Below are 20,080 nucleotides of genomic sequence, written 5' to 3'. Positions count from 1 at the left end.
GAATACAGTCTGGTAATGATGGCAGAGAGGTCACACCCGTTCCCATACCGAACACGGAAGTTAAGCTCTCTAGCGCCGATGGTAGTTGGGACCTTGTCCCTGTGAGAGTAGGACGTTGCCAGGCAAAATGGAGGATTAGCTCAGCTGGGAGAGCACCTGCCTTACAAGCAGGGGGTCGGCGGTTCGATCCCGTCATCCTCCACCATATATGTCGGAGGGGTAGCGAAGTGGCTAAACGCGGCGGACTGTAAATCCGCTCCTTCGGGTTCGGCAGTTCGAATCTGCCCCCCTCCACCATTCTTAATTAATGGGCTATAGCCAAGCGGTAAGGCAACGGACTTTGACTCCGTCATGCGCTGGTTCGAATCCAGCTAGCCCAGCCATTAAGAGCCATTAGCTCAGTTGGTAGAGCATCTGACTTTTAATCAGAGGGTCGAAGGTTCGAGTCCTTCATGGCTCACCATTTTAACAAAATATGCGGGTGTGGCGGAATTGGCAGACGCACTAGACTTAGGATCTAGCGCCTTTGGCGTGGGGGTTCGACTCCCTTCACCCGCACTTTTAATAAAATAACTCATACATGTCTTGCGGAAGTAGTTCAGTGGTAGAATACAACCTTGCCAAGGTTGGGGTCGCGGGTTCGAATCCCGTCTTCCGCTCCAATTTTCAATATGACATGCCGGGGTGGCGGAACAGGCAGACGCACAGGACTTAAAATCCTGCGGTGGGTGACCACCGTGCGGGTTCGACCCCCGCCCTCGGCACCATATGCGCCCGTAGCTCAATTGGATAGAGCGTTTGACTACGGATCAAGAGGTTAGGGGTTCGACTCCTCTCGGGCGCGCTTTTAATAACGGGAAGTGGCTCAGCTTGGTAGAGCACCTGGTTTGGGACCAGGGGGTCGCAGGTTCAAATCCTGTCTTCCCGATATTCCCAAAAACATGGGGCCTTAGCTCAGCTGGGAGAGCGCCTGCCTTGCACGCAGGAGGTCAGCGGTTCGATCCCGCTAGGCTCCACTTTATTTATTATATGTCTCGGAGGTATACCCAAGTTCGGCTGAAGGGATCGGTCTTGAAAACCGACAGGCGGTGAGAATCGCGCGGGGGTTCGAATCCCTCTACCTCCTCCATTTTCTTTTAAAATGGTTTAGACATAAATAATAAAATATTTTTTCCTTCATGGAGGTATACCCAAGTTCGGCTGAAGGGATCGGTCTTGAAAACCGACAGGCGGCGAGAGTCGCGCGGGGGTTCGAATCCCTCTACCTCCTCCATTTTTTATAAAGTAAATATTTTATCATCGCGGGGTGGAGCAGCACGGTAGCTCGTCGGGCTCATAACCCGAAGGTCGCAGGTTCAAATCCTGTCCCCGCAACCAAATGGTCCCGTGGTGTAGTGGTTAACATGCCTGCCTGTCACGCAGGAGATCGCCGGTTCGACCCCGGTCGGGACCGCCATTTATGTTTGGCTCGGTAGCTCAGTCGGTAGAGCAGAGGACTGAAAATCCTCGTGTCGGCGGTTCGATTCCGTCCCGAGCCACCATTTTTTTATGCCGACTTAGCTCAATTGGTAGAGCAACTGACTTGTAATCAGTAGGTTGGGGGTTCAAGTCCTCTAGTCGGCATCCTTTAGGGGCATAGTTTAAAGGTAGAACTGAGGTCTCCAAAACCTCCAGTGTGGGTTCGATTCCTACTGCCCCTGTAAAGTATATGGGCCTATAGCTCAGCTGGTTAGAGCGCACGCCTGATAAGCGTGAGGTCGATGGTTCGAGTCCATTTAGGCCCACCATATATTATTCCGCAGTAGCTCAGTGGTAGAGCTATCGGCTGTTAACCGATCGGTCGTAGGTTCGAGTCCTACCTGCGGAGCCATGGCCCGTTGGTCAAGTGGTTAAGACACCGCCCTTTCACGGCGGTAACACGGGTTCGAATCCCGTACGGGTCATAAAAAAAGAGTCAGCAATATGCTGACTCTTTTTTATTGTGCGTTCATTCTCCTTTATCAACTGATTTTCCTGAAATAAATAAAGGGATTTAGGAAAAGCTATGGTATGTATAAAAAGGAGGAGATACAAATGACACGAGTGAGAGACTTGATGAGCACTCATATTGTACAGTGTACACCGTTAGACAATGTATATGAAGCTGCTGTAAAGATGAAAGAAGAATCGATTGGATTGATCCCGGTTGTTGAAAATGAACAAGTTGTTGGTCTTGTTACGGACCGAGATTTAGTTGTTCGAGGGATTGCTGAAAAACATCCTGGATCTAATAAAATTACAAATGTAATGACAAAAAACATTGTTTCAGTTTCTCCAGATGATCCTATTGAAAAGGCTACAGAGTTAATGGCACAGCATCAAATTAGACGATTGCCAGTAGTTGAGAGTGGTCAACTCGTTGGGATGTTAGCACTAGGAGATTTAGCTATAAAAGAATCGGCAGATGATCAAGCGGGATTTGCTTTAAGTGAAATATCAGAGCATACGGAATGAAGTGAGACTTTAATTAGTGTAATACGTTACGTATAAAAATCAGATACATTATTCTAGTATATAGGGTTAAGCTAATATGTTAGCATGATGTATCTGAGCCATTATATAATAAGTATACAGTTAGTAATTTCGACAGTTTATTTAAATTTGTCATTCCTAATTATAAATAAGAGAAAAAATGATATACTGATAGATATAAGTATTATGATTGATTTCGAATATAACAATATTTATTGTTAATGATGTGATAATGGATTAATATTTCCTATGTAGATAAAAGGGAAGGGGAATTATATGAAGGCTGTACAGCGCGATCCAAATTGGAATTTGGTTACAGATACATATATAGAACCAAATAATTTCGCTGAATTATTTTCTTTGCTTGTACCTTGTCATCCAAAAGGTGAAGGGAAAGAACGAACTATATTAGTGTGGAAAGAAAAAGAATTTTATAAAGAAGAAAATTTAGCGGCATTTATCGTATATGGAATGAATAAAGCAAAGAATTTACCGCAATTTCATAAAGACGAAATTCCAACTTTAGTACGTATTCTTCGCTTATGCCAAGAAATTGGTTGGTATGAAGAAGCGAATACTTTTATGGTAACTCAAGGGCTAGCTGAGTTTGTTCATACTTCATTGGAATATGAAACGTGGGATCTTCTGACGCAGGCGGTTGCTTTAAACTATTTAATAATTAAATATCGTATTGGTGAATTAACTGATGGAGATGTAGAAATTTGGGATAGAGTTAAATTTAATGAGAAATGTATAACAGACTGTAAACATTTATTATCCCATAAAGAAGTATTAGAATTTACATTTTTTTATATGTGTAAGAGAGCTAAGTCACTATCAAAAGAGCAATTAAATAGTGATATGATGAGTTTAGCGATGTATTGTAATACTTTTGTTTATGACTTATATACATATGATTTATTACGAAAGTATCGTAAGTGTACAGACTTTCTATCATATTATGGACCTAGTCAAGCGGTGTTAGCTTGCCAAAGGGCTGTACTTTCTCAAATTTCAGATCGATTAGACCCACTCAAGACTACTCATGTAGATGATTATTTATATGTAATGAAAGATATGATGGAGCATATGACGATAGGGATAATGGATCGATATGATCATTTTATTGGAAAGTTATTATCATATGTGCCATTTTTTGAAATGATCCAAGTTCCACAACATGCATATTATTGTGAAGAATTATTGTATATTTGTAAGGGCATTAAATATAAAGAAGAAATATTACGCAATTATATATTTATACAATTACATGACTGTTTACCATCTTTCTTTAAACTGTTTCTTAAAAATAAGCGTTATGCAACGATTCATGATATTCTGTTCTATTGGTGTGATGATGAACAAAGAATGAGCTTAGAGAAAAAATATAATCTTAGCTTTATTTATGAAAAATATGCTTGTGGATAAAGGGCACTTTCTATATAAATTAAAAAGGATCTCAATTGTGAGACCCTTTTTTTATTAGTAAAGCAAGGAGAATGTAATTAAGACGAGAAATAACATTCCATAAAGGAGAAATTGTGCCGTATAGCTTCCTTGTATCCCAAAAAAAGTATTTGTTTTTTGGGATAAATTCAATATATATTTTATCGGATTATCTTTGAAAGATTGGTACACAGTGTCTCCTCTTTCTAAGCTTCTTGTTCGTGTTTTTTGTTATTAGGGACATGAATGTATCTAGCTATGAATAATAAAACAGCCATAAAAAATACGGGAAATACGGTAGATAAATAAAAACCATTACTAATAATATTTGTTATTAAAGCACTTAATAGAAAAATGGCATTATAAATATGGGCAATTTTTTGTTTTAGTTGAACTTGAAAAGCTTCCATCATAATTTCTAAAGCAACAAAAGCAATGATAATAGATAAAAATACAGTATTTGTATTATAAATTACTAAGCAACAGATTAAGCCTAAAAAGGCTAAGTATTCAATTAAGAGAGGTATATTGATATTGCGTGGCATACAATTTACCTAACTAAATATGGCAGTGGGTTTACTGCATTTGTTTTTTCAAAATTCCATTCTCCATTGTGTAATTCAAAATGAAGATGTTGCCCGTATGAATGACCTGTGTTTCCCATATGACCTACTAATTGTCCAGCTTGTACTTGATCACCAGCTTGTACAGTGCGATCTTTCATGTGAGCATAGACTGTTGTATATAATTTCCCGTTTATTTGATGGGCGATGAACACAACATTGCCATAGCTAGCTGAATAATATGATTTCACGACTTTACCTGCCGCAGCAGCCTGGATAGAGACATTACCCTGAGCTGCAATATCTATACCATAATGCATTTGTTCCCAACGTATATCAAAGGTTGAGCTAATTCTTCCTTGAGTAGGGAATTTGAAAACTGCTGGAATGGAAGTAGGTTGAGTCGTTTGAGCTTGTGATTGCGTTTGATTTTGCACCACATAATGCTTTGCCACATATCCGTATCCTGTGCCAAAACGAATTTTATACCAAGTTCCTACAGTTTCCACTACTTGTAATTGTGTACCATTTTGCAATGAACCAAGTAGTGCGCTACTTGTACTAGCGTTGCTACGTACATTAAGCTTAGGTGTTGCAACTGTGTATTTCGTATTATTTTGAACTGTGATGCCTTTTACTAAAGGCTGTGAACCATTAGATACGAATGCTTTTTGTACGTAACCTGTTTTGCCATTATGTAAAATTTTATACCACTCGCCTTGTTCTTCTTGAATGGTAACGAATTTTCCATTTGGTAATACATCTAAAATTGAAGATTCTAAATCAGGTTCAGAACGAACGTTTAATGCATTGGCATTGACGATATATTGATTATTAGATTGAAGTTTGTTTTTTAGTAGAATAGAATCTTTTTGTACATAACCTACTTTATTATCAACAGATACTTTATACCAGTCATTAGTTGTTTCAAGTATATTCACTTTCGTATTAAAGCGAATTGTATCAATTGCTGAGCTATTTGTGTTATCTTTTGTATGTAAGGCTACTTGATCGACTTTGACATATCCAGTTTTCACATTAGATAATTGTTCAGCGTTGGCTGTTTGTACATTTGTTTCTCCCATAGAAGGAAGTAAAGAAGCAATTGCGACAGTAGTTGCTGTTAAAGCAGTAGCTTTCATATTCATATAATAGAGACCTCCTCTAGTTGTATAGTTGTAATTTTATTATAGTATAAAGATATAATATAGTGGGTGTATTCACATAAATGTAATATGAAATCAATATAAAAATAAATTTTTCGAGGATAATGATTCCTTTTTATCCAATTCATTAGGATAATAATTTCTAAGATAGAATATAAGTATTATATGGTTTTGTTATTTTGTTGACAATTGGGAAAATTAAAACAGTTGATGATGTCTTATTACGGTGTTATACTGACAGTGATAATTTTATAGTTTGCTAGGAGAGCTGGTGTTGCCAGCTGAGAGTAAGACCTTAAGTCTTTGATCCTTTTTATTACCTGATCTAGATTATGCTAGCGTAGGGAAGCAATTCGGACACTAATAATGAGTCCCCGTTTCTTTGCGTATAGAAACGGGGCTTTTTTATTTGAAAATTTCATATTGAAACCACTAGGGGTGCTTGTTGTGCTGAGAGAGGAATAATCCTTAACCCTTACAGACCTGATCTAGATAATACTAGCGAAGGGAAGTGGAGCAACGAATAAATTATAATTTTATTTGCTGTAACCACTTCTTATTTAGAAGTGGTTTTTTATTTAGATATATAAATTGAAAGGGGATAGAGAAATGAAATTTTGCGATAGATTATTAGAAACTGTACAACCAGTTTGGGAGATGAGTCATAATCATCCATTTGTTGTAGGTATGGGGGATGGTACGTTAGAAAAAGATAAGTTTCAGTATTATATTATTCAAGATTATTTATACTTGTTAGATTATGCAAAGTTATATGCGATCGGTGTTGTAAAGGCAACAAATCCACAAGTTATGGGGAAATTTGCTGAACAAATTGATGGGATATTAAATGGAGAAATGACAATTCATAAACAGTATGCAAAAAGACTTGGAATTTCTATAGAGGAGATAGAGTCTGCAAAGCCATCTGCTAAAAATTTAGCTTATACAAATTACATGATGTCTGTATCTCAAAATGGCACACTTGCAGAATTAATAGCAGCACTTCTTCCGTGTATGTGGAGCTACTGGGAAATTGGAAAGCGTTTAAATGATATTCCTGGAGCAAGGGACCATGAATTTTTTGGTGAGTGGATTCAAGGATATAGTTCTGAAGAGTACGGCAACCTCTGTATTTGGTTAATCGATTTATTAAATGAAATGGCAGTTGGAAAGTCTGAAAAAGAGCTAGACCGATTAGAGGAGATTTTCCTATATTCCAGTCGATTTGAATATTTATTCTGGGATATGTCCTATCGTAAGGAGATGTGGGGATTTGAGGAGCAAGAACATACTACAGTTTCATAATGTTTCTTTTCATTATGATGAGAAGCCAATCATTAATGAATTAAATGCTTCTATACAAGATAAAGAGTTTGTAAGCATTATCGGACCGAGTGGATGCGGGAAAAGTACTTTATTTCGCCTTATTACAGGTTTAGAAGAAGCGAGTACGGGACAGATAGAACTAACAGAAACAAAGAGCCATCCTGTAGGGTATATGCCCCAAAAAGATATGCTCCTGCCATGGAGAACGATTATTGAGAATGCGGCCCTGCCGCTAGAGTGCCAAGGTGTACAGAAGAAAGAAGCACAAATAAAGGCAAAGGAACTGTTACACAAATTTGGTTTACAAGGATATGAGACAAAATATCCAAAAGATTTATCTGGTGGTATGAGGCAACGCGTATCTTTCATTCGAACTTTATTAACAGGCGGAGAGATATTGCTCTTAGATGAACCGTTTAGCGCGTTGGATGCTTTAACGAAGGCATCTTTGCAGGAATGGTTGTTTGAACAATGGAAAGAGTGGAAAAAAACAATTTTATTTATCACTCATGATGTGGAAGAAGCATTGTTTCTTTCTAATCGAATTTTAGTGGTAGAGCAGCAACCGATAACTACTTTAACCGAGAGGATTGTACCGCTTGATCATAATCGGACAAGAAAAGATTTATATAAACCGGAAGTATTAGCGCTGAAAGATGAGCTTCTTAGTATGTTGCAAAGGCAGGTACTCGTATGATGAACCGGTTGAAGGAGCTATTACCTGCTCTTACACTTTCTAGTATTTTACTTGCTCTTTGGGAAGTAGGCGCAAGAATTGTAGATGAAATGTACATTTTACCGTCACCGTCTGCAATTGTAATGAAGATATGGAAACTAAAAGACATATTATTTACGGTTCATTTGCCAGCAACATTATATGTCGTTTTAATAGGGGTGGCTATTTCTATCGTACTTGGGGTAGGGCTAGCGATGTTAATGAATGCGAGTGATTGGATGGAGAGAGCATTTTATCCATTATTAGTTGCCTCACAAACGATTCCTATTACAGCGCTTGCTCCGCTTTTCGTTTTATGGTTTGGATATACGATCTGGAGTAAGGTTGTTGTTACGGTTTTAATTACGTTTTTCCCAATTGCGGTTAATACGTATGATGGACTGCGCAGTACGAAAAAAGAATGGGAAGAGCTTTTAGTTACGTATGGGGCAACGAAAAAAGATGTTTTTTTTAAATTAAAATTGCCGTCTGCTCTTCCTTATTTTTTCTCAGCTTTAAAAATTGCAGTACCGCTTAGTGTAATTGGGGCGGCAATTGGTGAATGGCTAGGTGCACAAGCGGGGCTAGGATATTTCAGTAAGAGAATGATGACGCAATTAGACGGGGCAGGTGTATTTGCACCCATTGTATTGTTATCATTATTAGCTATTTTCTTCGTCATACTTATTTCGGTATTAGAAAAGAAATTCATTAGTTGGAGGAAGCATTCATGAAATTTTTTAAACGCATCTTTGTGTTTACATTATTAATTGCAATAGTTGCTGGATGTTCTAGTAATTCAGCATCGGATAAGAGTAAAAAAGAAAAAGAAATAACGGTCATGCTTGATTGGTACCCAAATGCGGTACATAGCTTTATTTATGCGGCAATTGAAAAAGGTTACTTTAAAGAAGAAGGAGTAAAGGTAAATATTAAATTCCCTTCTAATCCGACTGACCCATTAACGTTAGCAGCTGCAGGAAAAGTAACAGTTGGCTTATATTATCAGCCAGATGTTGTCATGGCAAAAGCAAATGAACAAATTCCAGTGAAATCAATTGGAGCTGTCGTACGTTCACCATTAAATCATGTTGTATCGCTGAAGTCTGCAGGCATTCAATCGCCAAAAGATTTAGAGGGTAAAACAGTTGGGTATTCTGGAACACCTTTAAGTGAGATGTATTTAAAAACGATGGTAAAAGAAGCTGGTGGTAATCCAGATACAGTGAAAGTAGTCGATGTTGGTTTTGATTTAGTACCAGCATTAATTACGAAAAAAGTGGATGCGGTAACAGGAGCATATATTAACCACGAAGTACCTGTTATGCGTCATGAAGGTCATGAACCAGCATACTTTAATCCAGCAGATTATGGTGTACCGAATTATCATGAGCTCGTATTTGTAACAGGTGATAAAACATTGAAAAAAGATAAAGAAGCTTTGCAAGCTTTCTTGCGTGGTACGAAAAAAGGCTATGATTTTATGAAGAAAAACCCAGATGAAGCATTGAATATTTTATTAAATCATCAAGAAAAAGAAAACTTCCCACTTGTGCCAGAAGTTGAAAAGGAAAGTATGAAAATTTTATTAGAGAAGATGGAAACGAAAGATGAGCCATTTTTATCAGATTCAAAAGAGTCATGGGAGAAACAAAATAAATGGTTGAAAGATAAAGGAATGACGAAAGAAATCGTTCCGGCCGATGAGTTATTCGAAAACATTTTAAAGTAGGCGAATGAATATGAAAAATGAGCTTCATGTAATCTCAAATGGTCACATGTCATTCGAAGAGTTAGTGAATGTAGCGATGCAAATTGAAAGTGAAATTGATTATTTGCATATTCGTGAGCGTGAGAAAAGTACGAAGGAATTGTATGAAGGTGTGGAAAGTCTTTTGAAGAAGGGCTTTCCAGCATCGAAAATAGTGATAAATGATCGAATTGATATTGCTATTTTATTAAATATTCCGCGCGTGCAGCTAGGATATCGAAGCGCTGATGTAAGGTCAGTGAAAGAAAAGTTTTCTTATTTGCATGTCGGTTATTCTGTGCATTCTTTAGAAGAGGCGATTGATGCATTTAAGAATGGCGCGGATTCACTCGTCTATGGTCATGTATTTCCGACAGATTGTAAAAAAGGTGTGCCAGCGAGAGGGCTTGAAGAAATTTCAGACATTGCAAAGTGTTTATCCATACCGATTACAGCAATTGGAGGAATCACTCCGGAAAACACTGGAGATGTTCTTACTAACGGCGTCAGTGGTATTGCTGTTATGTCTGGGATTATAAGTAGTAGTAACCCGTATAGCAAAGCGAAATCTTATAAGGAATCAATAAGAAAGTGGGCGGAAAAACATGTGTAAGAAGTATGATGTAGCGATAATTGGCGGTGGTGTAATTGGTAGTTCAGTTGCACATTTTCTAGCAGAAAGAGGCCATAAAGTAGCGATTGTAGAGAAGCAACAGATTGCATCTGAAGCCTCGAAAGCAGCCGCTGGTTTACTTGGGGTGCAGGCAGAATGGGATGAATATGACCCGCTATTTGAACTTGCGAGAGAAAGCCGTGCTATATTTCCACAACTTGCAGAAGTTTTACGCGAAAAAACAGGCATCGATATTGGGTATGAAGAGAAAGGCATTTATCGCATTGCTCAAAATGAAGATGAGAAGGAAAGAATTCTTCACATTATGGATTGGCAGCAGAAAACCGGTGAAGATTCTTATTTCCTAGCGGGAGATCGTTTGCGAGAGAAAGAGCCGTATCTATCTGAGTCAATTATAGGGGCTGTATATTATCCGAAAGATGGTCATGTTATTGCACCAGAGCTTACGAAAGCATTCGCACATTCCGCATCATTCTCGGGTGCTGATATATATGAGCAAACAGAAGTATTTGATATCCGTATTGAAAATAATAAAGTGACTGGAATTGTGACAAGCGAAGGTATGATCACTTGCGAAAAAGTTGTTATTGCGGGTGGCTCATGGAGCACGAAGTTACTAGGTTATTTTCACCGCGAATGGGGTACATATCCAGTTAAAGGAGAAGTAGTAGCGGTCAGAAGTAGAAAACCACTTTTAAAGGCGCCTATTTTCCAAGAAAGATTTTACATTGCACCAAAGCGCGGCGGACGTTACGTAATTGGAGCAACGATGAAGCCCCGTACATTCAATAAAACTGTGCAACCAGAGAGTATTACTTCTATATTAGAGCGCGCGTATACAATATTGCCAGCATTAAAAGAAGCGGAATGGGAAAGCGCATGGGCAGGATTAAGACCACAGTCGAATCATGAAGCTCCTTATATGGGAGAGCATGAAGAAATAAAAGGTTTATATGCTTGCACAGGCCATTATCGAAACGGCATTTTATTAAGTCCTGTTTCTGGTCAATATATGGCTGATTTAATAGAAGGAAAGCAGGAGAATCACTTGCTAGATTCATTGCTTTCTAAAACAGTTTAGAAAGGGGATGGAAGTTTGAATTTAAAAATTAATGGTAATCAAATTGAAGTGCCAGAGAGTGTGAAAACAGTAGCTGAGCTACTTACACATTTAGAGTTAGATAACAGAATTGTTGTAGTAGAGCGTAATAAAGATATTTTACAAAAAGATGATCATACAGATACATCTGTTTTTGATGGAGACCAAATTGAGATTGTAACTTTCGTAGGAGGCGGTTGATTATGTTAAACATTGGACCATTTTCATTTCATTCTAGACTTTTATTAGGAACAGGAAAATTCCCTGATTTTGATGTGCAGCAAAAGGCAATTGATGTATCTGAGGCAGAAGTTTTAACGTTCGCAGTACGTCGTATGGATATATTTGATGCAAAGCAACCTAATTTATTAGAGAAACTTGATGTGAAAAAATATACGTTATTACCGAATACAGCCGGAGCAAAAAATGCTGAAGAAGCTGTTCGTATTGCAAAATTAGCAAAAGCTTCAGGGCTTTGCGACATGATAAAGGTAGAAGTTATTGGTGATGATAGAACGTTATTACCTGATCCGGTAGAGACGTTAAAGGCATCTGAAATGTTACTAGAAGAAGGATTTATCGTACTTCCGTACACATCTGATGATGTTGTATTAGCACGTAAATTACAAGAACTTGGCGTGCATGCGATTATGCCAGGAGCATCACCAATCGGTTCAGGGCTTGGTATTGTAAATCCATTAAATTTAAGTTTTATTATTGAACAAGCGACAGTACCAGTTATCGTTGATGCTGGTATCGGTAGCCCGGCTGATGCGGCATTTGCGATGGAATTAGGAGCAGATGGTGTGTTATTAAATACAGCTGTATCAGGAGCAAAAGATCCTATTAAAATGGCACAAGCAATGAAATTAAGTATTGAGGCAGGCCGTTTAGGCTTTGAAGCAGGTCGTATTGCACGTAAACGTTGTGCAACGGCAAGTAGTCCTTTAGAAGGAATGAGCGTAGTTGAATAATCGATATTCTCGCCAAGAACTATTTTCTCCAATTGGAGAAGAAGGACAGCAAAAGATAAGGGAAAAGCATGTGCTTATTATCGGTGCAGGCGCACTAGGTAGTGCAAATGCAGAAATGTTTGTAAGAGCTGGTGTTGGTACAGTAACGATTGTTGACCGGGATTATGTCGATTGGAGTAATTTACAAAGGCAGCAATTGTATGCAGAGAGTGATGTGAAAAATAATCTTCCGAAAGCTGTAGCAGCGAAGAAGCGTCTAGAAGAGATTAATAGTGAAGTAAGAGTAGAAGCGCTCGTTCAAGATGTAACAGCTGAGGAGTTAGAAGAACTCGTTACAAACGTTGATGTAATGATTGATGCAACTGATAATTTCGAAACGCGTTTCATTGTGAATGATATAGCACAAAAATATGCTATTCCATGGATTTACGGAGCATGTGTAGGGAGTTACGGTCTTTCTTACACAATCCTTCCTAGTAAAACGCCATGTTTATCTTGTTTATTACAATCGATTCCGCTTGGCGGAGCGACATGTGATACAGCGGGGATTATATCACCTGCTGTATCTCTCGTCGTTTCTCATCAAGTAACGGAAGCTCTTAAACTGTTAGTGGAAGATTACGAATCACTTCGAGATGGACTTGTATCGTTTGATGTATGGAAGAATGAATATTCATGTATGAATGTGCAAAAGCTTCGTAAACATAATTGCCCTTCGTGCGGAGAGAATGCATTATATCCTTATTTAAACAAAGAAAATACATCGAAAACAGCAGTTTTATGCGGGAGAAATACAGTTCAAATTAGACCACCTCATAAAGAGGAAATGGATTTTGAACGATACAAAGAGCTGCTGCATGATCGTGTAAATGATTTAAATGTAAATCCATATTTATTATCATTTTCTGTGGAAGAAAAGAGATTAGTTGCTTTTAAAGATGGTCGTGTACTTGTACATGGAACGAAAGATATAAGTGAAGCAAAAACAGTTTATCATCGTTATTTTGGATAGAAAAGGATGAGTGGGATGAAAGTAAATAAAGCTTTAACAATTGCAGGATCTGATAGCGGTGGCGGTGCCGGCATTCAAGCAGATTTAAAAACATTCCAAGAGCTTGGTGTGTATGGGATGACGGCTATTACGGCAATTACTGCTCAAAACACGCTTGGCGTTCAAGGGGTATATCCAGTTTCGTTAGAAGGTATTACGGAACAGTTGAATTCAATTGGTACGGATTTAACACCAGATGCTGTGAAATTAGGAATGTTATTTAGCAGCGAAATTATTCAAATTGTAGCAGAACATATTAATAAATTTGGCTGGAATAATATTGTACTAGATCCTGTTATGATTGCTAAGGGCGGTGCATCATTATTACAGCAAGAAGCAGTACAAGCGTTAAAAGAATATTTATTGCCAGTAGCAACAGTTGTAACGCCGAATGTTCCTGAGGCAGAAGTGTTAACGGGGCTAGAAATTCATAACGTTGAAGATAGTAAAGAGGCTGCAAAAGTATTGCATGAATTAGGGGCGAAATATGTACTTATGAAGGGCGGACATGCAGAATATCAAGGTAATGAAGTAATTGATTTACTTTTTGATGGAGAAAAGTTTATTGAATTTAGAAGTGAACGAATTCCTTCAAAGCAAACGCATGGAAGCGGGTGTACATTTGCTTCAGCGGTTACAGCTGGACTTGCGAAAGGATACTCAATTGAAGAGGCAGTTCAAGAAGCAAAACAATTTATTAGTATAGCAATTGAAGAGCCGCTACATATTGGAAGTGGTCATGGACCGACGAATCATTTTGCATATAAATTGAATAAAGCACATGTATAAGTAGACAAAAGTCAGTTGTATAACTGGCTTTTTTTTCTGTTTACTTTTTCTAAATGCAGGAGTAATATATCAGCCAGAATATATTTTTTGTAATACGCTGAGTCCAATTATATGGAGCGGAGGAACCAATTTGTGCAGTGTCACTAGGGGTGAATCTTTCAATTTTGCAAGTAGGGCTACTCTCAAAGTCCGAATCCGACAGCTAACTTCGTAAGCGTCTTGAGAGAGGACGGTGCCATGATGGATACATCACTTCATCGATCTGATTAGTATAGGAGAATATCAATCTATGTTTGAGTTCTTTTATACTAAGGAGGATGAGGTACATGGAACTAACACTTATTTGTGTTGGAGAAGAAAGCAAGGTAAATAGTTTAATAGATTTAGTAGCGTTTCAACATGAGTTAATTATTTTTACCGCAAACGAAGAGATAGCGGCTGAAGTGAGGAATTGTGGGTTTGATTGGACGTATAGCTGTAGTAAGGAGCAGGATTTTGCTAGTGTTTGTGAGTGTATTAAGAAGGTGATTTTACTAGGGGATGAGCTTCCAATTATTAGCTTCTTTACAGAACACATTCGCTTTTCTTTTCAAGCACCTATTACTGTTGTTACAAGGAATAAACGATACCCAGCGAGGCTCTATGAAACAATTGGAGCTACATTTGTCGTGTTTACGAATTGTGATAATATTTCTTTTTTATTTTTTGAATAGGGCGGGGGAGAAGAAGATGAAGGTGTTGTTACTAGGAGATATAGCGAATCGTTGGGCGGTATCGGTAGAGCGAGTTCAAGAATTGGTGGTACTTGATCCTATTTTTCCAAGGCCCTATATCATATTGCCATCGAAAGATGCTTTATATTTAAAAACAGATGTTATCGAATATGAGCAGCTACATGCAGAATTGTCACAAGTTTATATTCGCGGGAGAAATTTACGTGCTTTTTTACGAGGAGAATAAATAGTGAATAAAAATAGAGCGAATGCTAAGTGCAACAAGCTATGCACTTCATGTCATTCGCTCTTTTTATTTCGTATTTAAAAGATCATTTATGTGAAAAAGAAAGAAAAGACGAGAAAACAGATGAAAAAATATTAATAACACTCAATGTAAGCGTTTAAATAGATGGATATTTTCTTATTTTCAGTAATTTAGCTCTTTACAAGTGAAAAATAGAGGAGTATATTTACTCTCATAAATCATTCATAAAATTTCCAAAAAAACCTAAAATCGCTGAGTTCCAGAAATGGAGCGGGGGAACCAATTTTGTGCATTGTCACTTGGGGTGAATCTTTCAGTTTTGAAAGTAGGGCTACTCTTTAGGCCCGAATCCGACAGCTAACCTCGTAAGCGTTTAGAGAGGAGGTTTACTTTTTGTTGTTCATTTTTTGAACACTGAGTAGAGCTCAGTGTTCTTTTTTAATATTTTAATGGTAAATTTTAACAATTAGAAATGAGGGATAGCTATGTTAGATGTTGTAATGATCGGGATTTTTGTTGTGTTAGTTGCATCAATGGTAAGTCTTGCAAGTTGGTCAGATAAAGTTGTGAAAGAAGGGAAGCAATCATGATGATTGCCTTATCGATTATTGTTGCAGCAATTACGGTGTACTTAGTGTATGCATTATTAAATCCGGAAAAGTTTTAATTAGGGGGAGTCATTCATTATGATCTGGGTTGCAGTCGTTATTACAATGCTATTGTTTATTCTTGTGGCAAAGCCAACGGGAATTTATTTAGAGAAAGCCTTTCAAGGTAGTAAAAAGCTAGATAAAGTATTCGGGCCTTTTGAAAAACTTATTTTTAAAATTACGGGTGTAAAAGCATACAATCAAACGTGGAAACAGTACGCATTATCATTAGTTTTATTAAATGGATTTATGATTGTTGTCGTATATTTCATTTTCAGACTACAAGGAGTATTGCCATTAAATCCAGCACATATTGAAGGAATGGAGCCTACGCTCGCTTTTAATACAGCAATTAGTTTTATGGCTGATACGAACTTACAGCATTATAGCGGTGAAAATGGTTTATCTTATTTATCACAATTAATTGGAATTACATTCTTAATGTTTGCAGCACCGGCAACGACTTTAGCGCTCGTTATGGCATTTATAAGAGCGCTTGCTGGAAAAGAACTCGGTAACTTTTTTGTTGATTTTACGAGAGCACTAACGAGAGTATTTCTTCCTATCGCATTTATGGCGGCACTAGTGTTTGTTGCACTTGGCGTACCACAAACGTTAGACGGTGCCATTACAGCACAAACAATTGATGGCGCGAAGCAAAGTATATTACGCGGGCCAGTTGCATCATTCGTTTCCATTAAGGAACTTGGAAATAACGGCGGTGGATTTTTCGGAGCTAACTCTACACATCCTTTTGAAAATCCAGGGCAAATGAGTAATATTTTGCAAATGATGCTTATGATGTTGTTGCCAACAGCACTTCCATTTACGTACGGACGAATGGTAGGAAATAAAAAACAAGGTCGCATCCTTTTCGTTTCACTATTCATGGTGTTTTTACTAGGGTTTATAACAATTACGACATCTGAACTAAACGGGAATCCAGCACTAAATGAAATGGGTATTGAACATGTACAAGGAAGTACAGAAGGAAAAGAAGTAAGGTTCGGAACCGTATTTTCTTCACTATACGCAACAGTAACGACAGCTGCTGAAACTGGAGCGGTGAATACGATGCATGATACGTTAACACCAATTGGCGGTCTAGTTCCGCTCGTAAATATGATGTTAAATACAGTATACGGCGGCGTTGGAGCAGGCTTTGTGAACATTATTATGTATGCGATCATCGCAGTTTTTATATCTGGATTAATGGTTGGACGGACACCAGAGTTTTTAGGTAAGAAAATTGAAGGTAAGGAAATGAAATTAATTGCGGTAACGATACTATTTCATCCATTGCTCATTTTAGGATTTTCGGCATTAGCTCTTTCTACACATTTAGGAACAGAAGCGATTTCTAACTCGGGCTTCCACGGTTTAACACAAGTTGTTTATGAGTATACGTCATCAGCTGCGAATAACGGATCTGGATTTGAAGGGTTAGCAGATAATACACCGTTTTGGAATATTACAACTGGTTTAGTTATGTTTTTAGGACGCTATTTCAGTTTAATTACGATGCTAGCTGTTGCAGCTTCATTGAAAGAGAAGACGGTTGTGCCAGAAACAGTCGGAACGTTCCGTACGGATAATAGTTTATTTGGCGGCATTTTCATCGGAACAATTGTAATTGTCGGTGCATTAACATTCTTCCCAATGTTGGTACTCGGTCCAATTGCAGAATTTCTTACATTGAAGTAATGGAGGGTAAATGATGAGACCGGTAGTAGTAAAAGAAAAAAGAGTAAATGAGTCACAAATGCATGTTGTAGAAGATGAAGTTAGACAAGCGAAAACGATGGATCGTGATATCGTAACAAATGCGATGAAACAGTCCTTTGCGAAATTGAATCCAAAAGTCATGATAAAGAATCCGATTATGTTTGTTGTAGAAATTGGATTTATCATTACGTTCATTTTATCGTTTCTTCCAAGTCATTCTAGTAGTGTACCAGGATGGTTTAATATAACAGTTTCTTTCATTCTCTTATTTACAGTTTTATTTGCTAATTTTGCAGAAGCATTAGCGGAAGGACGGGGGAAAGCGCAAGCCGATTCTTTAAAACAGTCGAAGAAAGATGTGTTTGCCAATGTTGTAAAAGAAAATGGGAACATTGTTCAAGTTTCAGCAACGGATCTAAGAAAAGGTGATGTTGTTATTGTAAAACAAGGAGAAATGATTCCAAGTGATGGGGAAGTCATAAAAGGATTAGCATCTGTTGATGAATCTGCGATTACAGGGGAATCAGCTCCTGTAATAAAAGAAGCTGGCGGTGATTTTTGTTCCGTAACAGGCGGTACGATGGTTGTAAGTGATGAGATTACGATTATCATTACGAGTAATCCTGGTGAATCATTTATTGATAAAATGATCTCTTTAGTAGAAGGGGCTGCTCGCCAAAAAACACCGAATGAAATTGCTTTAAATACAGTATTAACGAGTTTAACGCTTATTTTCTTAATCGTTGTTGTGACGCTGCCGATTTTCACAAATTATTTAGGGTTTCAAATTGATACAGCTGTACTTGTAGCATTGTTAGTTTGTTTAATTCCAACGACAATTGGTGGATTATTATCAGCGATAGGTATTGCCGGGATGGACCGTGTGACAAAGTTTAATGTGTTAGCAATGTCGGGTAAAGCAGTAGAAGCTGCTGGCGATATTAATACAATTATTTTAGATAAAACGGGTACGATTACTTTCGGGAACAGAATGGCTCATACATTATTACCTGTAGGAAATGAAACGATTGAGCAAGTTGGAAAGTGGGCTGCGATTAGCTCAGTTTTAGATGAAACACCAGAAGGTCGATCTGTTATCGAGTATGTGCAAGCGAAATCTATATCATATAATAGAGAACTTGCGGAACAAGGTGAGTTTGTTCCATTTAAAGCAGAAACGAGAATGAGTGGTGTTGATTTACAGGACGGAACGAAAGTGAGAAAAGGTGCTGTCGGTAGCGTGATTGAATGGGTTCAGTCACAAGGTGGAACAATTCCGAAAGATGTAAATCAAAAAGCAGATTTCATTTCAAAAGAGGGCGGAACACCACTTGTAGTTGCAGTGAATAATCGTATTTACGGTTTAATCTATTTAAAAGATACAGTAAAACCTGGTATGCGTGAACGTTTTGAACAGTTACGTCAAATGGGGATTAAAACGGTTATGTGTACAGGGGATAACCCATTAACAGCAGCAACCATTGCAAAAGAAGCAGGAGTAGATGAGTTTGTTGCTGAGTGCAAACCAGAAGATAAAATTGCAGTTATTAAAGCAGAGCAAGATAAAGGGAAACTTGTAGCGATGACAGGTGATGGTACAAATGATGCGCCGGCATTAGCACAGGCTGACGTTGGATTGGCGATGAATAGTGGTACGACAGCTGCGAAAGAAGCAGCGAATATGATTGATTTAGATTCGAATCCAACGAAGATTATTGAGGTTGTAGGAATCGGTAAGCAATTGTTAATGACGCGCGGTGCGTTAACGACGTTTAGTATTGCAAATGATATCGCAAAATATTTTGCAATCATTCCAGCAATGTTTACACTTGCGATTCCGCAAATGGAAGCATTAAACATTATGAAATTAACATCACCACTGTCAGCGATTTTATCAGCATTACTATTTAATGCAGTTATTATTCCATTACTCATTCCATTGGCGATGAAAGGTATCGCATATAAACCGATGAGTTCGAATGCACTACTTGGCCGAAACCTACTTATTTATGGGCTTGGTGGAGTGATTGTACCGTTCATTGGAATTAAAGTAATTGATATGATTGTCGGCTTGTTCATATAAGGAAGAGGGGAAAGAGATGGCAAAGAAACAAAGTATACTATCACCAATCATTCGTATTACTTTTACATTTTTAGTGTTGTGCGGACTTGTATATCCACTTATTGTTACTGGTATTGCACAAGCAGTCATGAAGGATAATGCGGATGGAAGTCTAATATATAATGATAAAAATGAAGTGATTGGTTCTAAATTAATCGGTCAAAATTTCACAAATCCACGTTATTTTCATGGGCGTGTTTCTAGTATTGAATATAAAGCAGAGGCATCTGGTTCAAATAACTATGCACCGTCTAATCCAGATTTAGAGAAACGAGTAGAGAAAAGTATTGAAGAGTGGAAGAAACAAAATCCGAGCGTTCCAGTTACAGAAGTACCAATCGATTTAGTGACAAATTCAGGTTCAGGGCTTGATCCTGATATTAGTCCGAAGGCAGCTTCCGTACAGGTAGAGCGTATCTCGAAATTAACGAATATCTCGAAAGAAACACTAGAGCAATTGATTAAAGATCAAACAGAAGGTGCGGCACTTGGTTTATTTGGAGAGACCCGCGTAAACGTCTTAAAGTTAAATTTAGAATTACAGAAACTACTGAAATAGTAACAGTGCTACCTCAATC

21 protein-coding genes, 20 tRNA genes, 1 rRNA gene and 4 riboswitches are annotated in these 20,080 nt (G+C 37.9%); of the genes, 40 read left to right on the top strand and 2 right to left on the bottom strand.

All coding sequences use genetic code 11. The features are described from left to right. The first annotated feature begins 8 nt into the window (after positions 1 to 8). From rrf to PQF83_RS20830, 23 genes are all read left to right on the top strand, one after another. Positions 9 to 124: ribosomal RNA gene (gene rrf / locus PQF83_RS20940) — 5S ribosomal RNA — on the top strand. Between the two features lie 5 nt (positions 125 to 129). Further along, positions 130 to 205: transfer RNA gene (locus tag PQF83_RS20935), tRNA-Val, on the top strand. An 8-nt stretch (positions 206 to 213) separates the two neighbouring features. Further along, a tRNA-Tyr gene (locus PQF83_RS20930) sits at positions 214 to 297 on the top strand. Between the two features lie 11 nt (positions 298 to 308). Continuing rightward, a tRNA-Gln gene (locus PQF83_RS20925) sits at positions 309 to 383 on the top strand. Positions 384 to 387: 4 nt separating this feature from the next. Continuing rightward, positions 388 to 463: transfer RNA gene (locus tag PQF83_RS20920), tRNA-Lys, on the top strand. Positions 464 to 477: 14 nt separating this feature from the next. Then, positions 478 to 558: transfer RNA gene (locus tag PQF83_RS20915), tRNA-Leu, on the top strand. Between the two features lie 29 nt (positions 559 to 587). Next, positions 588 to 662, top strand: a tRNA-Gly gene (locus tag PQF83_RS20910). A gap of 16 nt (positions 663 to 678) precedes the next feature. Continuing rightward, a tRNA-Leu gene (locus PQF83_RS20905) sits at positions 679 to 767 on the top strand. A 3-nt stretch (positions 768 to 770) separates the two neighbouring features. Continuing rightward, positions 771 to 844: transfer RNA gene (locus PQF83_RS20900), tRNA-Arg, on the top strand. Positions 845 to 854: 10 nt separating this feature from the next. Continuing rightward, positions 855 to 928, top strand: a tRNA-Pro gene (locus tag PQF83_RS20895). 15 nt (positions 929 to 943) lie between these two features. Next, positions 944 to 1,016 (top strand) — tRNA-Ala (locus tag PQF83_RS20890). A gap of 20 nt (positions 1,017 to 1,036) precedes the next feature. Continuing rightward, a tRNA-Ser gene (locus tag PQF83_RS20885) sits at positions 1,037 to 1,129 on the top strand. Positions 1,130 to 1,180: 51 nt separating this feature from the next. Further along, a tRNA-Ser gene (locus PQF83_RS20880) sits at positions 1,181 to 1,273 on the top strand. 27 nt (positions 1,274 to 1,300) lie between these two features. Then, positions 1,301 to 1,377, top strand: a tRNA-Met gene (locus PQF83_RS20875). Between the two features lie 3 nt (positions 1,378 to 1,380). Further along, a tRNA-Asp gene (locus tag PQF83_RS20870) sits at positions 1,381 to 1,456 on the top strand. Positions 1,457 to 1,465: 9 nt separating this feature from the next. Then, a tRNA-Phe gene (locus tag PQF83_RS20865) sits at positions 1,466 to 1,541 on the top strand. A 9-nt stretch (positions 1,542 to 1,550) separates the two neighbouring features. Then, a tRNA-Thr gene (locus PQF83_RS20860) sits at positions 1,551 to 1,623 on the top strand. Positions 1,624 to 1,629: 6 nt separating this feature from the next. Then, positions 1,630 to 1,700: transfer RNA gene (locus PQF83_RS20855), tRNA-Trp, on the top strand. Positions 1,701 to 1,710: 10 nt separating this feature from the next. Beyond that, positions 1,711 to 1,787: transfer RNA gene (locus PQF83_RS20850), tRNA-Ile, on the top strand. An 8-nt stretch (positions 1,788 to 1,795) separates the two neighbouring features. Further along, a tRNA-Asn gene (locus PQF83_RS20845) sits at positions 1,796 to 1,870 on the top strand. A gap of 1 nt (position 1,871) precedes the next feature. Next, positions 1,872 to 1,943, top strand: a tRNA-Glu gene (locus tag PQF83_RS20840). Positions 1,944 to 2,073: 130 nt separating this feature from the next. Continuing rightward, positions 2,074 to 2,493, top strand: a complete 420-nt coding sequence (locus PQF83_RS20835; protein WP_000199014.1) for a CBS domain-containing protein — start codon at positions 2,074 to 2,076, stop codon at positions 2,491 to 2,493. A gap of 294 nt (positions 2,494 to 2,787) precedes the next feature. Further along, the gene (locus tag PQF83_RS20830) at positions 2,788 to 3,939 is read left to right on the top strand and encodes a DUF3965 domain-containing protein (protein ID WP_000648924.1); all 1,152 of its coding nucleotides are present in this window, start codon (positions 2,788 to 2,790) and stop codon (positions 3,937 to 3,939) included. A gap of 224 nt (positions 3,940 to 4,163) precedes the next feature. On the opposite strand, the gene PQF83_RS20825 is transcribed toward PQF83_RS20830, so the two are convergent. Both PQF83_RS20825 and PQF83_RS20820 read right to left on the bottom strand, forming a co-directional pair. After that, positions 4,164 to 4,502 carry a hypothetical protein gene (locus PQF83_RS20825; RefSeq protein WP_001137811.1) on the bottom strand — a complete coding sequence of 113 codons (339 nt, stop codon included), beginning with the start codon at positions 4,500 to 4,502 and terminating at the stop codon, positions 4,164 to 4,166. Between the two features lie 5 nt (positions 4,503 to 4,507). Next, positions 4,508 to 5,668 (bottom strand): SH3 domain-containing protein, encoded by a 1,161-nt coding sequence (locus tag PQF83_RS20820; RefSeq protein WP_001056065.1) that lies wholly within the window; start codon positions 5,666 to 5,668, stop codon positions 4,508 to 4,510. Between the two features lie 269 nt (positions 5,669 to 5,937). Beyond that, positions 5,938 to 6,050: riboswitch (TPP riboswitch) on the top strand. Positions 6,051 to 6,110: 60 nt separating this feature from the next. After that, positions 6,111 to 6,213, top strand: a riboswitch (TPP riboswitch). Positions 6,214 to 6,295: 82 nt separating this feature from the next. Between PQF83_RS20820 and tenA the strand changes: the two genes are divergently transcribed. The 17 genes from tenA to kdpC all read left to right on the top strand — a co-directional run bounded on the left by tenA (position 6,296) and on the right by kdpC (position 20,061). Beyond that, positions 6,296 to 6,991: a thiaminase II gene (gene tenA, locus PQF83_RS20815; protein ID WP_000666826.1), complete on the top strand. Its 696-nt coding sequence runs from the start codon at positions 6,296 to 6,298 to the stop codon at positions 6,989 to 6,991. Beyond that, complete coding sequence (locus tag PQF83_RS20810; protein ID WP_001256808.1) at positions 6,960 to 7,709, top strand: ABC transporter ATP-binding protein; 750 nt, start codon at positions 6,960 to 6,962, stop codon at positions 7,707 to 7,709. The genes tenA and PQF83_RS20810 overlap by 32 nt, the downstream gene beginning before the upstream one ends. Then, positions 7,709 to 8,461, top strand: a complete 753-nt coding sequence (locus PQF83_RS20805; RefSeq protein ID WP_025991705.1) for an ABC transporter permease — start codon at positions 7,709 to 7,711, stop codon at positions 8,459 to 8,461. Before PQF83_RS20810 ends, PQF83_RS20805 begins: the two co-directional genes overlap by 1 nt. Then, entirely contained in the window at positions 8,458 to 9,459 is a 1,002-nt protein-coding gene (locus tag PQF83_RS20800; RefSeq protein ID WP_000667763.1) for an ABC transporter substrate-binding protein, read from the top strand. Before PQF83_RS20805 ends, PQF83_RS20800 begins: the two co-directional genes overlap by 4 nt. A gap of 10 nt (positions 9,460 to 9,469) precedes the next feature. Beyond that, complete coding sequence (tenI, locus tag PQF83_RS20795; RefSeq protein WP_000787179.1) at positions 9,470 to 10,090, top strand: thiazole tautomerase TenI; 621 nt, start codon at positions 9,470 to 9,472, stop codon at positions 10,088 to 10,090. Continuing rightward, a complete protein-coding gene (gene thiO / locus PQF83_RS20790; RefSeq protein ID WP_000335190.1) occupies positions 10,083 to 11,192 on the top strand; it encodes a glycine oxidase ThiO in 1,110 nt (369 codons plus the stop codon). The genes tenI and thiO overlap by 8 nt, the downstream gene beginning before the upstream one ends. Positions 11,193 to 11,207: 15 nt before the next feature. Continuing rightward, entirely contained in the window at positions 11,208 to 11,411 is a 204-nt protein-coding gene (thiS, locus tag PQF83_RS20785) for a sulfur carrier protein ThiS (protein WP_001049505.1), read from the top strand. 2 nt (positions 11,412 to 11,413) lie between these two features. Beyond that, entirely contained in the window at positions 11,414 to 12,184 is a 771-nt protein-coding gene (thiG, locus tag PQF83_RS20780) for a thiazole synthase (RefSeq protein ID WP_000931995.1), read from the top strand. After that, complete coding sequence (gene thiF / locus PQF83_RS20775; protein WP_001065441.1) at positions 12,177 to 13,196, top strand: thiazole biosynthesis adenylyltransferase ThiF; 1,020 nt, start codon at positions 12,177 to 12,179, stop codon at positions 13,194 to 13,196. Before thiG ends, thiF begins: the two co-directional genes overlap by 8 nt. Before the next feature lie 15 nt (positions 13,197 to 13,211). Then, positions 13,212 to 14,024 carry a bifunctional hydroxymethylpyrimidine kinase/phosphomethylpyrimidine kinase gene (gene thiD, locus PQF83_RS20770; protein ID WP_000867406.1) on the top strand — a complete coding sequence of 271 codons (813 nt, stop codon included), beginning with the start codon at positions 13,212 to 13,214 and terminating at the stop codon, positions 14,022 to 14,024. Positions 14,025 to 14,109: 85 nt separating this feature from the next. Next, positions 14,110 to 14,257, top strand: a riboswitch (cyclic di-AMP (ydaO/yuaA leader). 93 nt (positions 14,258 to 14,350) lie between these two features. Continuing rightward, complete coding sequence (locus PQF83_RS20765) at positions 14,351 to 14,737, top strand: hypothetical protein (RefSeq protein WP_000424071.1); 387 nt, start codon at positions 14,351 to 14,353, stop codon at positions 14,735 to 14,737. Between the two features lie 16 nt (positions 14,738 to 14,753). Next, on the top strand, positions 14,754 to 14,984 hold the full coding sequence (locus PQF83_RS20760; protein WP_000866315.1) for a hypothetical protein: 231 nt from the start codon (positions 14,754 to 14,756) through the stop codon (positions 14,982 to 14,984). Positions 14,985 to 15,245: 261 nt separating this feature from the next. Further along, a riboswitch (cyclic di-AMP (ydaO/yuaA leader) is annotated at positions 15,246 to 15,391 on the top strand. A 99-nt stretch (positions 15,392 to 15,490) separates the two neighbouring features. Further along, positions 15,491 to 15,595: a SipW-dependent-type signal peptide-containing protein gene (locus PQF83_RS20755; RefSeq protein ID WP_000887892.1), complete on the top strand. Its 105-nt coding sequence runs from the start codon at positions 15,491 to 15,493 to the stop codon at positions 15,593 to 15,595. Next, a complete protein-coding gene (gene kdpF / locus PQF83_RS20750; protein ID WP_000972376.1) occupies positions 15,592 to 15,672 on the top strand; it encodes a K(+)-transporting ATPase subunit F in 81 nt (26 codons plus the stop codon). The genes PQF83_RS20755 and kdpF overlap by 4 nt, the downstream gene beginning before the upstream one ends. 19 nt (positions 15,673 to 15,691) lie before the next feature. Next, positions 15,692 to 17,359, top strand: a complete 1,668-nt coding sequence (kdpA, locus tag PQF83_RS20745) for a potassium-transporting ATPase subunit KdpA (protein WP_000638337.1) — start codon at positions 15,692 to 15,694, stop codon at positions 17,357 to 17,359. 13 nt (positions 17,360 to 17,372) lie between these two features. Continuing rightward, positions 17,373 to 19,463, top strand: coding sequence for a potassium-transporting ATPase subunit KdpB (gene kdpB, locus PQF83_RS20740; RefSeq protein ID WP_001248035.1), 2,091 nt, complete (start codon positions 17,373 to 17,375; stop codon positions 19,461 to 19,463). A gap of 16 nt (positions 19,464 to 19,479) precedes the next feature. Beyond that, entirely contained in the window at positions 19,480 to 20,061 is a 582-nt protein-coding gene (gene kdpC / locus PQF83_RS20735) for a K(+)-transporting ATPase subunit C (protein WP_001085563.1), read from the top strand. The last annotated feature ends 19 nt before the right edge of the window (positions 20,062 to 20,080 follow it).

Origin of the sequence: Bacillus sp. FF-1, assembly GCF_028548245.1 — a bacterium.
GTDB classification, from domain to species: Bacteria; Bacillota; Bacilli; order Bacillales; family Bacillaceae_G; genus Bacillus_A; species Bacillus_A paranthracis.
The sequence above is the reverse complement of the archived record's forward strand: the minus strand, read 5'-3'. Positions and strand labels throughout refer to the sequence as shown.